Source organism: Ruminococcus sp. RTP21359st1_H3_RTP21359_211015 (assembly GCF_040909065.1).
GTDB lineage: Bacteria > Bacillota > Clostridia > Oscillospirales > Ruminococcaceae > Hominimerdicola > Hominimerdicola aceti.
On the sequence record NZ_JBDGDD010000047.1, the window covers coordinates 1 to 14392 of the forward strand.

The 14392-nt window shown below is 44.2% G+C and carries 14 protein-coding genes; 10 read left to right on the forward strand and 4 right to left on the reverse strand.

What is annotated here, in order from left to right; all coding sequences use genetic code 11:
• Window positions 1-101: 101 nt before the first annotated feature.
• Window positions 102-932 (forward strand): AraC family transcriptional regulator, encoded by an 831-nt coding sequence (locus AB5Z01_RS12820; RefSeq protein ID WP_022288143.1) that lies wholly within the window; start codon window positions 102-104, stop codon window positions 930-932.
• Between the two features lie 115 nt (window positions 933-1047).
• Here AB5Z01_RS12820 and AB5Z01_RS12825 read toward each other — a convergent pair whose 3' ends face one another.
• The 4 genes from AB5Z01_RS12825 to AB5Z01_RS12840 all read right to left on the reverse strand — a co-directional run bounded on the left by AB5Z01_RS12825 (window position 1048) and on the right by AB5Z01_RS12840 (window position 4153).
• Window positions 1048-2859: a beta-L-arabinofuranosidase domain-containing protein gene (locus AB5Z01_RS12825; protein WP_287215114.1), complete on the reverse strand. Its 1812-nt coding sequence runs from the start codon at window positions 2857-2859 to the stop codon at window positions 1048-1050.
• A gap of 188 nt (window positions 2860-3047) precedes the next feature.
• Window positions 3048-3371 (reverse strand): thioredoxin, encoded by a 324-nt coding sequence (gene trxA / locus AB5Z01_RS12830; RefSeq protein WP_287215113.1) that lies wholly within the window; start codon window positions 3369-3371, stop codon window positions 3048-3050.
• Window positions 3372-3388: 17 nt separating this feature from the next.
• A complete protein-coding gene (locus tag AB5Z01_RS12835) occupies window positions 3389-3586 on the reverse strand; it encodes a ferredoxin-thioredoxin reductase catalytic domain-containing protein (RefSeq protein ID WP_022288146.1) in 198 nt (65 codons plus the stop codon).
• Between the two features lie 30 nt (window positions 3587-3616).
• A complete protein-coding gene (locus AB5Z01_RS12840) occupies window positions 3617-4153 on the reverse strand; it encodes a flavin reductase (protein WP_278339713.1) in 537 nt (178 codons plus the stop codon).
• 475 nt (window positions 4154-4628) lie between these two features.
• On the opposite strand from AB5Z01_RS12840, the gene AB5Z01_RS12845 reads away from it, so the two are divergent.
• The 9 genes from AB5Z01_RS12845 to argF all read left to right on the forward strand — a co-directional run bounded on the left by AB5Z01_RS12845 (window position 4629) and on the right by argF (window position 14189).
• Window positions 4629-5864: an argininosuccinate synthase gene (locus AB5Z01_RS12845; protein WP_038672450.1), complete on the forward strand. Its 1236-nt coding sequence runs from the start codon at window positions 4629-4631 to the stop codon at window positions 5862-5864.
• A gap of 79 nt (window positions 5865-5943) precedes the next feature.
• On the forward strand, window positions 5944-6378 hold the full coding sequence (locus AB5Z01_RS12850) for a pentapeptide repeat-containing protein (protein WP_022288149.1): 435 nt from the start codon (window positions 5944-5946) through the stop codon (window positions 6376-6378).
• Between the two features lie 107 nt (window positions 6379-6485).
• Window positions 6486-7859 (forward strand): argininosuccinate lyase, encoded by a 1374-nt coding sequence (argH, locus tag AB5Z01_RS12855; protein ID WP_368365586.1) that lies wholly within the window; start codon window positions 6486-6488, stop codon window positions 7857-7859.
• On the forward strand, window positions 7840-8283 hold the full coding sequence (locus tag AB5Z01_RS12860) for a hypothetical protein (RefSeq protein ID WP_046439874.1): 444 nt from the start codon (window positions 7840-7842) through the stop codon (window positions 8281-8283). The genes argH and AB5Z01_RS12860 overlap by 20 nt, the downstream gene beginning before the upstream one ends.
• Before the next feature lie 135 nt (window positions 8284-8418).
• A complete protein-coding gene (argC, locus tag AB5Z01_RS12865; RefSeq protein ID WP_368365587.1) occupies window positions 8419-9366 on the forward strand; it encodes an N-acetyl-gamma-glutamyl-phosphate reductase in 948 nt (315 codons plus the stop codon).
• A gap of 464 nt (window positions 9367-9830) precedes the next feature.
• Window positions 9831-11087: a bifunctional glutamate N-acetyltransferase/amino-acid acetyltransferase ArgJ gene (gene argJ, locus AB5Z01_RS12870; RefSeq protein ID WP_368365588.1), complete on the forward strand. Its 1257-nt coding sequence runs from the start codon at window positions 9831-9833 to the stop codon at window positions 11085-11087.
• 34 nt (window positions 11088-11121) lie between these two features.
• On the forward strand, window positions 11122-11979 hold the full coding sequence (gene argB / locus AB5Z01_RS12875) for an acetylglutamate kinase (protein WP_022288154.1): 858 nt from the start codon (window positions 11122-11124) through the stop codon (window positions 11977-11979).
• Window positions 11980-12011: 32 nt separating this feature from the next.
• A complete protein-coding gene (locus tag AB5Z01_RS12880) occupies window positions 12012-13196 on the forward strand; it encodes an aspartate aminotransferase family protein (protein ID WP_368365589.1) in 1185 nt (394 codons plus the stop codon).
• A gap of 78 nt (window positions 13197-13274) precedes the next feature.
• On the forward strand, window positions 13275-14189 hold the full coding sequence (gene argF, locus AB5Z01_RS12885) for an ornithine carbamoyltransferase (RefSeq protein WP_117939000.1): 915 nt from the start codon (window positions 13275-13277) through the stop codon (window positions 14187-14189).
• Window positions 14190-14392: the final 203 nt, after the last annotated feature.

Below are 14392 nucleotides of genomic sequence, written 5' to 3' on the forward strand. Positions count from 1 at the left end.
AAGTATCATATTTAAAAGCTCTGCGTTTTGCAGGGCTTTTATTTTGCCCTAGTGACAAAATGCAAAAGGTGTGATATAATCAGATAAAAAGGGGTGAGAAAATGCTCAATATATACGAAAAATGCCCACAGCCTAGGTTTTTCACCTGCGGCTGTCTTGAGAATGATGGTGGTTTTCTGCACATCAGGAGAACGCTTAACTGTGATGTGCTTATTTTTGTGACAGAGGGGACGCTTTTTATCACAATGAACGACACCGATCTTGCCGTGTGTCCGGGAGAATATGTCCTCCTGCCCTCCGGCACAGAACATTGGGGCACAAAGCCATGCGCAGGCAGGCTTTCATATATGTGGGTACACTTCTCTGCTCCGAAAACCCGTGGGGAAAGCTGTCCTGAGAGCGGCTTTGCATACGTTATCCCTGAGCATTTCACCGCCGCAGACCCTGGACGTGTGAGCATCATTTTCAGACAGCTTCTTGACTATCAGCGACAGGAAAGGCTTTACACTGAAATGCTCCCTGTCTGCACACTTTCAATGCTTCTTATGGAGATAACACAGCAATATCTTGCCGCCGGGAATGAACATGAGATATCCCCGAAGATATACAACATCTGCCAATGGATAAGATCGAACTGTCAGAAAAAGCTCACGGCAGAGATGATAGCACGGCATTTTCACTACAACGCTGAATATCTTTCCCTTATCTTCAAGAGGGAAACAGGCTGTACGCTTATAAAATATCTAAGCCGCACTAGAATAGACATCGCCAAAAGGCTTCTTGAAACGGAGGGCATAAGTATAAAGGAAACCGCCTATTCAAGCGGTTTTTTTGACGAAAAATACTTTATGAGGACCTTTCGCAAGCTTGAGGGCATGACGCCTATGCAATATCGTGAGGCGTTTAGGAAAAGGAATATAAACAGTAAATAAAAGAAGCGATACCACACGGCTTTTTGTGCGGTATCGCCTTTATTTTATATTAACTAAAGGTTGATAAAACAAGTGAGCGGACACTGGTTGCACCTACAGGAGGTTTGATAAAAACTTACTTCTTCTCAGAGAAATAAACTGTGTATTCCTCGTCCATAACGTCGTAAAGTGGCTTGAATGTGATGTTATATTCCTGTCCCTTTGTGATATACTCATTCTGCTTCCATGGGAATGTGCTGTAGGTGTGTTCTATCTGTGGCTCGAAAATATCGGCAGGCTTTGAGTAGTCACCGTGTAGACCGCAGTCACAGCCTGTTATGCCTGCAAGAACTATCGGCCCGTCAACTGCTGCCGCAAGGTATGGCATATCTTCAAGACGCTCCATTCTTATTTCTGACGGGAAGAAAAGACCAACTGTGTCGTTCTGCCACTCACCTGCCAGCTTTATATAGCCGTTTGCGATCTCAGCCTTTACTGCATTGCCGTTCACTGTCACTTCAGGCTCACCGCTTACCCATTCAGGCAGGCGAAGCTTCAGAACAAAAGCTGTCTTTTCTTCACAGCTTACTGTAAACTTCATTGACCAGCGTGACATTGTGAAGTCAGAATGTTCGTCAAAGAAAGTCTGGCTGTTGTAGTTTTTCATATCAGTTGTCTGCTCAATATGAACAGGCTTGTCTGATACTGTGATATCAGCCTTTGAAGGTATATACTGGCTGACAATAACGCCCTCACTGTCTGTAAAATAGACAAGGTCAGGATAAAGAGTCTGAGCCTGCACCATTGTTCCGTGACAGCACCAGAAATCGTGGGTCTTGCTGCCCCATTTTTTCTTTGAGCCGTGTTTAAGAGGCAGGAAATATGTTGGCATACCGGTAGAAGCGTTCTGCTGTGCAAGAAAGCCGTTATAAAGGCAACGCTCGATATAATCTGCATACTTTGTGTCACCTGTCCACTTGAAGAGGTAGTCGGCAGTTCTTACGAGGTTGTATACAGTGCAAAACTCCTGATCTGACGCACCAAGGAAATGACCCTGCTGATGAGGTGGCACCCAGAACTCACCTGAGTTTGCACCGCTTGTGGCGTATGTTCCACGGTCTGTGACAGCGCACTTGAAAAATCTCTCTGTGCGCGTTTTCCACTTTTCATCCCCTGTTATCTCATACATTCTTGCCGCACCATGAGAAAGCGGGATACCTGCGTTTGCGTGGTCATTTGTGAGAGCGTCGCCGCCCTTATCAAGAGTATCGAAAACGCAGTTTCCGCTGTAGCGTTCGGCAAGCTTCATATACTTTTCGTCTTTTGTTATGCCGTAAAGGTCAGCCCAGACTTCGAGCATACCGCCTTGCTCGCCCTTATAGATGGCGTCGGGTGAACGTTTCAGCATCCCGTCTGTCCAATGAACATACCAATCTGCAAGCTTGCCCACAACGTCAAGAGCCTGCTCATTGCCTGTGTATTTATACACGTCAGTAAGACCCATGACAGTTTTGTGCATTACATACTGAGGCGACCACACATACTGACCTCTTGCCATCAAATCGAAATACTTTTCAGGGATAGAGCCTATCCACTCGCCGCCATTGAGCTTCTGACAGCGTGCAAGCTCGCTTATTATCTTATCAAGCTTTGCTTTAAGCTCAATATCCTCATTTGAAGCGCAATAAGCTGCCGCCGCAGACAGCCAATGACCGAGAAAATGACCTCTCAACTGGCAGGTAGGAGCTTCCCAGCCCCAGTGGAGCTTTGCTCCTTCAGGATCGTTCGCCACCTGAAGCCCCGGCATTACAACGCCTGCTTCTAGGTAGAAATTCTGCAAAAGGCAAGTGGAGTCAAGCTCAAAAAGATAGTTTCTGTTAAGGTCGGCTCTTTCACGAAAAAGTCCTGAAAGAAGCGACACATTATGTCTGTTCACTTTATCAAGCATAGAAGATACCTCCGAAATTTTATTTTTTCTATACTTGATTATAACAGCAAACCGCATATCTTTCAAGTGGACAAAACCCGAGATTTTATGGACAAAGCTTAGGTATTCATAGTCCAATTACGATACAACAAAAGAAATGGGCGACCACAGGTCGCCCATACACTTTGTTATGTTATGATAAACTGTTTTTACTTCGCCTTTGCCGAAGCCACAAAAGATTTGAGATCCTCCTCAGGCATATAGCCGACAGTTGAAGCAACTACCTTGCCATGTTTCACAACAAAAAGGGCAGGTATGCTCGAGATACCGAAAGCGGATGCAAGCTCGTTTTCCTCGTCAACGTTGACCTTCCCCACCTTTACAGAACTGTCCTCCTCAGAATACTTATCCACCAACGGTGAAAGCATTTTGCACGGACCGCACCATGCTGCCCAGAAGTCAAGCAGGACAGGCTTTTCCGAGTGCATTACTTCGTTTTCAAAATTATCCTTTGTTATGACCTTTACAGACATTTTTCACAGCTCCTTTTCTAGTCTTTGCTTTTGTAATAGAGCATACAATGGCAGAAGCCCTCAAAATTCGGGTCGGCTATCTGCTCACGGAACTCTTTGCACATACACTTGTTTTCCTCTGTGCGCTGTATCCTGCACGGACAATAGCCACCTGTGCGTTTAAGCCCCTCTTTTATGCTCTTTACCATTTCTTTATCATCATTCAGACGTACCATTACTACCTATCCTTTGCAGATATGCTTAGATTATTCCTTGACAAATGCCTTTACTATCTCGCCGATATACTGATAGTGATAATCCTTATCAGAATACCATTTCTCATCGTTTTCAGTATCAACAAAGCACTCAGGCTTCATCTCCTGAACATAAGCCTTTTTGCACACAAGCACCATATCAGCTTCCACAAAAGCTGTTACCTCCACGCCGTTTTCAGACACGAACACAGGGGTCAGACCTGTTTCCTTTGCCTTGTCGCAGTCACGTCCGCTATGTGAGCCACAGAATGAAAGTGCCTTTTTATACTCCTCTTTGAAAAAGCTTATGGTGAAATATTCTGCCTTGTCGATAAATTCCTTTGTATATCTCTGTGGTCTTATAACTGTGGTGAAGGTGTTCTTTCCCCACATAACGCCTGCAAAGCCCCATGAAGCTGTCATTGTGTTCCAGCCACTCTCGTCGCCTGCTGTTACAAGAAACCACTCCTTGCCTATCTTTTTGTATGGATTGAAGTCAATGGCGTCAAGCTTTTCTGTTACCTCTTTGAAACCGTTGAAACTGCTCATTTTCATTACCGCCTTTCAGTATTATGTCAGACTTATCATACTTATTGTACACCAATATCGTATAGAAGACGTCTGAGTATATTATATATCATTTCTTATGAAATTGCAACCCCTTGAAAACCCTGAAATATTGTACAAAAATCGTTAAAACAGGGCTTTTTTGTGTTGCTTTTTTTGAAGAATAGTGATATAATTGAATTAAGTATTTGTAAAGCTGTTTTTGTGTTTTTGGTTTAGCTGTTTTATTTTATGCCGTTACAATACTCGATATGTATATCTTTTGAAGTTTATACAGAATAAATTGTATATTGTCTAAAAATATACATTAAAAAGCCTTGAAATGTGTATAAATATAAAATTTTTATGCAAAAGCACTTGACAATGCTGTATAAAGGTGTATAATAATTTTATCGGCATGAGAGCCGTGAAAATATTATACAAACATACTTACTACATACAATGGAGGAATTTTGTTATGGCAAAAGAGATCAAAAAAGTTGTCCTTGCTTATTCCGGCGGACTTGATACATCTATCATCATTCCGTGGCTCAAGGAAAACTACAACAACTGCGAAGTAATCGCTGTTTCAGGAAACGTTGGTCAGGGCACAGAGCTTGACGGTCTTGAGGAAAAGGCTATCAAGACAGGCGCTTCTAAGCTCTATATCGAGGACCTTACAGAAGAGTTCATCGAGGATTATGTATATCCAACAGTACAGGCTGGCGCTGTTTATGAAAACCAGTACCTCCTCGGCACTTCATTTGCTCGTCCAATCATTGCAAAGAGAATAGCTGAGATTGCTATCAAAGAGGGTGCTGACGCTATATGCCACGGCTGCACAGGTAAGGGCAACGACCAGGTTAGATTTGAGCTTGCTATCAAGGCTTTCGCTCCTGATATGCAGATAATCGCTCCTTGGAGAATCTGGGATCTTAAGTCAAGAGAGCAGGAGATCGAGTATGCTGAGGCTCACAACATTCCTCTGAAGATAAACAGAGAAACAAACTACTCAAAGGACAAGAACCTTTGGCACCTTTCACACGAAGGTCTGGATCTTGAAGATCCTGCAAACGAGCCACAGTATGAGAAGCCGGGCTTCCTTGAAATGGGCGTTTCACCTATCATGGCTCCTGACAAGCCAACTTATGTAACTATCCACTTTGAAAAGGGTATCCCAACAGCAGTTGACGGCGTTGAGATGAACGGCAAGGAGCTTGTTACAAAGCTTAACGAGCTTGGCGGTGCAAACGGTATCGGTCTTGCTGACCTTGTTGAGAACAGACTTGTTGGTATGAAGTCAAGAGGTGTTTATGAAACTCCGGGCGGAGCTATCCTTTACAAGGCTCATGAAGTTCTTGAAACTATCACACTTGACAAGGAAACTGCAAGAGTTAAGCAGTATCTTTCAATCAAGTTTGCTGACATTGTTTACAATGGTCAGTGGTTCACTCCTCTCCGTGAGGCTATGAGCGCATTTGTTACAGAAACACAGAAGACTGTTACAGGTGACGTTAAGCTCAAGCTTTACAAGGGCAACATGATAAACGCAGGTGTAACATCTCCATACACACTTTATGATGAAGAAGTTGCTACATTTGATGAGGACAATGTTTACAATCAGGCTGATTCAGCAGGATTCATCAACCTCTTCGGTCTGCCTATCAAGGTAAGAGCTAAGCTCGAGCAGAAGAGAAACGCTAAGAAGGACTAATAGCGTCGCTCTGGTCAACAGAGCATAAAGGTGTATAACCTTAAAAAGTTTGTATAATATTTTTCACGGAGGTTTTGATATGTCAGATAACAACAGCATTTTTGAGCCTGCAATAGACAAGAAGGTCGAGATCTCTTATGACAGCCTGCCGAACTCCTCTTTTGAGGACGTAAACCTCGGCGGAGCAAAGTTCTCGAACGTAAATCTTAAGGAAGCCGTTTTCGATGACGTTAATATGGACGAGACACATTTCAACAACGTCAGCATGAAAGAAAGCGACTTTGCAGATATGTATATGGTAAACACAAAGTTCTTGGGCGTAAATCTCAGCAACTCGAGATTTGGCTGCTCTATCATGAACAATGTTGAGTTTAAAAATCCTGATCTTAAGAACTCACAGTTCATTCACTGTGACCTTACAAACGTTGAGATAAACGATTGCAAGATAGACGGTCTGAAGATCAACGGCGTGGATATCCAGAAGCTGCTTGAACAGCACGAAAAGGAAATTTGATCCGCACTTATTGAAATGTATTGGGGCAGGATGATCCTTTGGGGTCATTTTGCCCATACATTTTTTATATTTGATAACTTGAAATAAACATAAAGGACGGTTTTAAAATGGCAGGAAAAATGTGGGCAGGAAGATTTACAAAGGAAGTTGACGAAAGAGTCAATGATTTCAATTCATCTATTTCCTTTGACGCAAGAATGTACCGCTATGATATAGAGGGTTCTATGGCGCACGCCACAATGCTTGGCGAATGCGGTATAATCGAAAAGCACGAAAGCGAAAAAATAGTCCAGGGACTTAAGGGTATTCTTGCGGATATCGACGAGGGCAAATTACAGTTCGACCCTACTGCAGAGGACGTTCATATGTTTGTTGAGGCTGAGCTTACCAAAAGGCTTGGCGACACAGGCAAAAGACTTCACACGGCAAGATCAAGAAACGATCAGGTGGCACTTGACGTGAGAATGATACTCAGAGCCGAAACAAAAGAGATAATCGAGCTTGTGAAAAAGCTTGAACACACTATCCTTGACATTGCAGAGAAAAATCTCACAACTGTTATGCCGGGATATACTCATCTTCAAAGGGCGCAGCCTATCACATTTGCTCACCACCTTATGGCGTATGCAAATATGCTCCTGAGAGATATTTCAAGACTTGAAGACAGCTACAAGAGAACGAACATCATGCCTTTGGGAAGCGGTGCGCTGGCTTCGACCACTTATCCTATAAACAGACAGAGAGTTTGCGATCTGCTTGGCTTTGGCGAGATAACACAGAACTCCCTTGACGGCGTTTCAGACAGAGATTTCTGCATTGAGCTTTGCTCGGCTATCTCACTGCTTATGATGCACCTTTCAAGATTTTCTGAGGAGATCATACTTTGGTGCTCATGGGAGTTCAAATTCATCGAGCTTGACGACGCTTATGCAACAGGCTCGTCTATCATGCCACAGAAGAAAAACCCTGATGTTACTGAGCTTATAAGAGGAAAGACAGGCAGAGTTTACGGCGACCTTAACACACTGCTCGTTATGATGAAGGGTCTGCCACTTGCATACAACAAGGATATGCAGGAGGACAAGGAAGCTATTTTTGACGCAATCGACACTGTTAAGCTTTGTCTTAAAACCTTCGATCCGATGCTTGCAACAATGAGAGTTATCCCTGAGAACATGAGAAACGCCGCAGCTAAGGGCTTTATAAACGCTACAGACTGCGCTGACTATCTTGTTAAGAAGGGTATGCCTTTCAGAGATGCCTATAAGATAACAGGTACTCTCGTTCACACCTGCATTGAAAAGGGCTGTACACTTGAAACTCTCCCATTGGAGGAGTACAAGAAGCTCACTGACAACTTTGACGAGGACGTTTATGACGCTATCAGCCTTGACACCTGCGTAATGCAGAGAAAAGCGGCAGGCGGTCCTGCTCCTGAGTCTGTAAAAGCTCAGATAGAATATGTCAGAAATAAGCTTTGATAAACACCGCTCCCCTGTTAAGACGGCATTGCTATATCTTGTGCTGTGGGAGCTTGCGACAGTTATAATGTGGCTTTTTACGGCTAAGCTTTTTGTGATATATCCGCTGTTTGCAGTGGGATTTACGGTGGTGTACCCTGTGTGTACATGGTGGGCTTGCTACCGACACGCTAAGAACTACGGCTTGAAATGGTATGTTGCGCCTGTGATGATAGCGGTTTCGGTGATAGAATATATCTTCGTGGAAGAGGCAAGGTCGGTAGTGCCGAACTTTATCGTACTCACTGTGTTGACCGCAGGCTTTGCCGCAGGTCTTGGAAACTGCTTTGCGGATAAGGACGCAATAAACGCCGCAAAGGAAGATAAAAAGCGTAAAAAGCTGAAAAAAGAACCTGAATACAAGAACATTTTGGACGATAATTAAAAGTATGCAGACGGCTAAAGAGCTGTCAGCCAAACGGGCGAACAGTGTTCGCCCCTACAAAAGTTTGCATTTGCATGAGCATACAGATTATTGACAGACAAAATCATAAAGTTTTATAGAAGGATATGAAGAAAAATGAAAACAAGAGTTTTTATTGACGGAAAAGAAGGAACAACAGGACTTCAGATATATGAGCGTTTTCAGAACAGAAATGACGTTGAGATAATGCTCATTGACGAGGAAAAGCGCAAGGACGTGAACGAGAGAGCAAAGATGATAAACTCATCGGATATCACTTTTCTCTGCCTGCCTGACGCAGCGGCAATAGAGGCGGCTTCACTTTGCACAAACCCTGATGTTAGGATAATCGACGCTTCTACCGCTCATAGAACAAACCCTGCATGGGACTATGGTTTCCCTGAGCTTTCCGAAAAGCATAGAGAGAATATTCGCAATTCAAAAAGAGTTGCAAACCCAGGCTGTTATGCAAGCGGCTTTATAAGCCTTGTTTATCCTCTCGTAAAGGCAGGAGTGCTTCCTGAGGATTATCCTGTTACCTGCCATGCAGTTTCAGGCTACAGCGGCGGCGGAAAGAAAATGATAGCCGCTATGGAGAGCGATAATAAAACAAAGGAAATGTATTCTCCACGTCAGTATGCACTTGGGCAGAAGCACAAGCATATCCCTGAAATGCAGGCGGTGTGCGGACTTAAATATAAGCCTATGTTCAATCCGATAGTGGATGACTATTATAATGGTATGGTTGTTTCTGTGCCGCTGGTGACAAGATGTTTGACAAAAAAGTATACACCTGAGAATATCCATGAAATAATGGCGGAGCATTATCTTGGTCAGCATTTCGTTAAGGTAATGGAGCTTGGTGGAACAAAAACGCTTCCTGACGGATTTATCGCAGCGAATACATTGGCAGGAACAAATAATATGCAGATATTCGTCTGCGGAAATGAGGATCAGATATTGCTTATGTCGAGATTTGATAACCTTGGAAAAGGCGCAAGCGGCGCAGCAATACAGAATATGAATATAATGTTGGGGATAAACGAAGCAACGGGGCTGGAATAACAAAAAAGCAAAAAACAAACCAAAAGCACCGCACAAAAAAATCGCCGGTGCAGGGCGGCGTTAGCCCTGCCGAGGGACGGGGGCGAGCAGCCCCAGCGGGGGCAAAATAAAGCCAAAAGCAAAATCAAACCCAACAGGGGGCAGAGCCCCCTCCACAAAAGTACGGTCTAAAAAAAGCGGCGGACAAAAAAATAAAACAAACCGAAGTAAAATTTCTCAACCAAGCCTAAAAACCAACAAAACTCCGCCGCTTTTGTCATTTGAACAGCGAAGCGTCTTCAAATGACTCGCCAACGGCGACAATAAGCTCCCCCACAAAGGAGAGCAATCCCCGACCAATGAGTGCGAATATAAAAGTGCGGAAAAAATAAGCGGGCAAACGCTGTTCGCCCCTACAGAAATAATTAATAGAAAAAATCTGTCCTGATCTAATTAGTGTGAAAATTTTGTAAGGAGTTTTGAATATGAAAGAGATATCAAAGAAAAATTTCGACGGCTATAAGTATGTAGACGGCGGCGTGTGTGCTGCAAAGGGCTTTAAGGCTAACGGTCTTTATTGCGGCATAAAGGAAAGCCCTACAAAAAAACCTGACCTCTGCCTTGTGGAGTCTGACGTTATGTGTTCAGCCGCCGGCGTTTTTACTCAGAATAAGGTCAAGGGTGCTCCTGTTACTGTTTCTCAGAAAAATCTTGCTAAAACAGGCGGCAAGGCTAAGGGCTTTATCCTCAACTCCAAAAATGCTAACACCTGCAACGCTGACGGTGAGGAAAAGGCTTACAAAATGTGCGAGATGACTGCCGCTAAAATGGGCGTTAAGCCGGAAGAAATTCTTATCGCTCAGACAGGCGTCATAGGTCAGATACTCCCTCTCGAGCCTATCGAAGCTAAGATAGACGAGCTTTACGAGGGACTTTCCTATGAGGGCAACGAAAAAGCCGCTATTGCTATCATGACTACTGATACAGTGAAAAAGGAAGTGGCTGTTGAGTTTGAGCTTGACGGCAAGATCTGCCACGTTGGCGGCATGGGCAAGGGCAGTGGTATGATACACCCTAACATGGCGACTACGCTAAATGTTATCACTACAGACTGCGCTGTATCCTCCGAAATGCTCAAAAAGGCTCTTACTGATATCGTCAAGATAACATATAACTGCCTGTCAGTTGACGGCGACCAGTCAACGAATGATACCTGTGCTGTTATGGCTAACGGACTTGCAGGAAACCCTGAGATAACAGCCGAGGGTGAGAGCTACGAGGTGTTCAAAAAGGCTCTTTATATCGTTATGATGAACATTACAAAAATGCTCGCAAAGGACGGCGAGGGCGCAACTAAGCTTCTTGAATGTACAGTTACCGGTGCAAAAGACCTTGACACGGCTATCATCGTTGCAAAGAGCGTTATATGCTCGCCGCTTTTCAAGTGTGCAATGTTCGGTGCAGACGCTAACTGGGGCAGGATACTCTGCGCTGTTGGATACGCTGAAGCTGATTTTGACATAAACAAGGTGGACGTTTCACTGTCATCAAAGGCAGGAGAGATACACGTTTGCCACAACGGCGCAGGCATAGAGTTCTCTGAGGAAGTGGCTAAGACCGTTCTTCTTGAGGACGAGATCACAATAAGCGTTTCTATCGGCGACGGCAACGGCACTGCCACTGCATGGGGCTGTGACCTTACATATGATTATGTTAAGATAAACGGCGATTACAGAAGCTAAGACATAAAATCAGTATAGGAAAGAAGAATGAGAAATGGACATAAGCAATAAAATCAGAAGTCAGATACTTATTGACGCTCTGCCACACATTCAGAAATACCATGACAAGATAGTCGTTGTAAAATACGGCGGCAACGCTATGACAAATGCTGAGCTTAAAGAAGCTGTTATGAGCGATATCGTGCTTCTAAGCGAGGTAGGCATAAAGGTAGTTCTTGTTCATGGCGGTGGTCCTGAGATAAATGCAATGCTCAAAAGAGTCGGCATTGAAAGCAAGTTCATAAACGGTCTGAGATACACTGACGCTGAAACTATAGATATCGTTAAAATGGTGCTTTGCGGCAAAGTAAACAAGGAGCTTGTTTGCGCTTTGCAGCTTCACGGCGGAAAGGCTCTCGGTCTTTGCGGCTGTGACGGGCAGATGATACTTGCGCAGAAGCTTGACAGCGAGGTAGACCTTGGTTTTGTGGGCGACATCAAAAAGGTAACAACAAAGCCTATAGTTGACGCACTGAACAACGGTTATGTTCCTATAATCTCCACAGTTGGCGTTGGCGAGGACGGACAGTCTTACAATATCAATGCTGACACTGCGGCGGCTAGGATAGCCTCTTGCTTGAGAGCGGAAAAACTTATTCTTATGACGGATATAGTTGGTCTGCTGGAGGACAAGGACGATGATTCCACACTTATCCCACAGGTAAACGTCAGCGATGTACCTTATCTCAAAAAGAAAGGCATCATAAGCGGTGGAATGATACCAAAGATAGACTGCTGTGTTGAAGCCGTAAGACGTGGCGTTAAAAAGACCACTATCATTGACGGCAGAGTACCGCACTCGATACTTATCGAGCTGCTCTCAAACGAGGGTATCGGTACACAGTTTATATAAAATATCAATACATATTGAAAAGAGTGATAAAAATGAACACCATAGAACAGTTCAACGAACACGTTATGCAGACCTATGGCAGAATAGGTCTTGTTATGGAAAGCGGTCATGGTCAGACGGCTGTTGGCGAGGACGGAAAAGAGTATATCGACTTCGGCTCCGGCATCGGCACAAACAGCCTTGGCTACTGCGACGAGGATTGGGTGAACGCTATCTGCGAGCAGGCACACAAGATACAGCACACCTCAAACTATTATTACACAAAGGTACAGGCTGACTTTGCAAAAAGGCTTTGCGAGGCAACAGGCTATGAGAAAATGTTCTTTGGCAACTCAGGTGCAGAGGCTAACGAGTGCGCTATAAAGCTTGCAAGAAAATACAGCTTTGACAAATACGGCAAGGACGCTGAGAGAAATATCATCATCACCCTTGTAAACAGTTTCCACGGCAGAACGCTTTGCACTCTTTCTGCAACAGGTCAGGAGGTTTTCCACAACTACTTCTTCCCGTTCGTTAGTGGATTTGAGAATGTTATCGCTAATGATATTGACGATCTTATGGACAAGCTCAACAAGCTTGACAACAAGGTTTGCGCTGTAATGTTCGAGTTTGTTCAGGGCGAGGGTGGAGTTATACCTCTTCAGCAGAGCTTTGTGAACGCTATCATGCTTGAATGTGCAAAGAGGGATATTCTCACCATTGCCGACGAAGTACAGACAGGCGTTGGCAGAACTGGCAAGCTCCTCACATCTGAGCTTTACAACGTAAAGCCTGACATAACCACACTTGCAAAGGGTCTTGCAGGCGGTGTTCCAATAGGCGTGTGCCTTGCTAACAAGAAGTGCAGTGAGGTACTTGGCAAGGGTACACACGGCTCAACGTTTGGTGGAAATCCTATTTCCTGCGCAGGCGGAAACGCAGTTCTTGACAAGGTGACAAAGCCTGAATTTCTTGAAGAAGTTCGCAAAAAGGGCGAATATTTCAGAGAAAAGCTTGTCCAGATAGACGAAGTTGAAGGCGTTGACGGACTTGGTCTTATGATAGGCGTAAGGCTCAAAACCAAGAAAGCCGCTGATGTGCTTAACAAGTGCTTTGAAAACGGACTTCTTATTCTCACAGCAAAGGATAAGCTGAGATTTTTGCCACCGCTGAATATCTCATATGAGCAGATAGACAAGGGACTTGCTATACTGAAAAAAGTTCTTGACGAGAAATAACAAAGTGTGTAGGTGCGAACAGTGTTCGCCCGTTTGATACGCAATACCAAATAAAAATCAAATTACGGAGGAAATATTATGAAACATTTACTTAAAATGCTCGACCTTTCCAAGGAGGAAATTCTCGACATTCTCAATCTTGCAGACCAACTCAAATACGAAAACAAAAACGGTATCGAGCATCACATTCTTAAAGGCAAAACTCTCGGAATGATATTCCAGAAGTCCTCTACCCGTACAAGAGTTTCTTTTGAAACAGGTATGTATCAGCTTGGCGGTCAGGCACTTTTCCTTTCAAACCGTGACCTCCAGATAGGCAGAGGCGAGCCTGTTCAGGACACAGCCCGTGTTCTTTCACGTTATCTTGACGGCATCATGATCCGTACTTTTGAGCAGAAAGAGGTTGAGGATCTTGCTAAATATGGCTCTATCCCTGTAATAAACGGTCTGACAGACTTCTGCCACCCTTGTCAGGTGCTTGCTGACCTTATGACTATCAGAGAGTTCAAGGGACGTTTCGAGGGTCTGAAAATGTGCTACATAGGCGACGGCAACAACATGGCAAACTCTCTTATCGTTGGTGGACTTAAGGTAGGCATGGAAGTTTCTATCGCTTGCCCTAAGGATTATCAGCCTGCTGCTGAGGTTCTTGAATTTGCCAAGGGCTACGGAGACAAGTTCTCAATGACAGACGTTCCTCTTGAGGCTGCAAAGGACGCTGACGTTCTGTTCACAGACGTTTGGACTTCCATGGGCGAAGAGGCTGAAACAGAAAAGAGAAAGATAGCATTCAAGGGCTATCAGATAAACGACGATATCATGGCTGTTGCAAAGGCTGACGCAATGGTTCAGCACTGTCTGCCTGCTCACCGTGAGGAGGAGATAACAGAAAAGGTATTCGAGGCTCACGCAAATGAGATATTCGAGGAAGCTGAAAACAGACTTCATGCACAGAAAGCCGTTATGGTCAAGGTAATGGGTCCTGAGGAATAAATTTCTCTGCAAGTCTAATATACGCAACTTTAATGTAGGGGCGACCTTTGGTCGCCCTTTTGCTTTGCACTTTTTTTATGTAGAGGAACGGCTAAATTTTTGGATATAAAAAAAGGACGGCACACAATGACCCGCCCCCTGTCAAGTAGACAGCGCAAAAAACAAAAATATTCTATGTTGTGACTAAAAGCAGTCTGTGCAAT

Bases quoted from the DNA above. Each gene is read 5' to 3' on its own strand.
- AB5Z01_RS12845 (WP_038672450.1), top strand. From the start codon at position 4,629: ATGGCAAAAGAGATCAAAAAAGTTGTCCTTGCTTATTCCGGCGGACTT.
- AB5Z01_RS12850 (WP_022288149.1), top strand. From the start codon at position 5,944: ATGTCAGATAACAACAGCATTTTTGAGCCTGCAATAGACAAGAAGGTC.
- AB5Z01_RS12820 (WP_022288143.1), top strand. From the start codon at position 102: ATGCTCAATATATACGAAAAATGCCCACAGCCTAGGTTTTTCACCTGC.
- AB5Z01_RS12840 (WP_278339713.1), bottom strand. From the start codon at position 4,153: ATGAGCAGTTTCAACGGTTTCAAAGAGGTAACAGAAAAGCTTGACGCC.
- argF (WP_117939000.1), top strand. From the start codon at position 13,275: ATGAAACATTTACTTAAAATGCTCGACCTTTCCAAGGAGGAAATTCTC.
- AB5Z01_RS12880 (WP_368365589.1), top strand. From the start codon at position 12,012: ATGAACACCATAGAACAGTTCAACGAACACGTTATGCAGACCTATGGC.
- trxA (WP_287215113.1), bottom strand. From the start codon at position 3,371: ATGTCTGTAAAGGTCATAACAAAGGATAATTTTGAAAACGAAGTAATG.
- argC (WP_368365587.1), top strand. From the start codon at position 8,419: ATGAAAACAAGAGTTTTTATTGACGGAAAAGAAGGAACAACAGGACTT.
- argB (WP_022288154.1), top strand. From the start codon at position 11,122: ATGGACATAAGCAATAAAATCAGAAGTCAGATACTTATTGACGCTCTG.
- argH (WP_368365586.1), top strand. From the start codon at position 6,486: ATGGCAGGAAAAATGTGGGCAGGAAGATTTACAAAGGAAGTTGACGAA.
- argJ (WP_368365588.1), top strand. From the start codon at position 9,831: ATGAAAGAGATATCAAAGAAAAATTTCGACGGCTATAAGTATGTAGAC.
- AB5Z01_RS12835 (WP_022288146.1), bottom strand. From the start codon at position 3,586: ATGGTACGTCTGAATGATGATAAAGAAATGGTAAAGAGCATAAAAGAG.
- AB5Z01_RS12860 (WP_046439874.1), top strand. From the start codon at position 7,840: ATGTCAGAAATAAGCTTTGATAAACACCGCTCCCCTGTTAAGACGGCA.
- AB5Z01_RS12825 (WP_287215114.1), bottom strand. From the start codon at position 2,859: ATGCTTGATAAAGTGAACAGACATAATGTGTCGCTTCTTTCAGGACTT.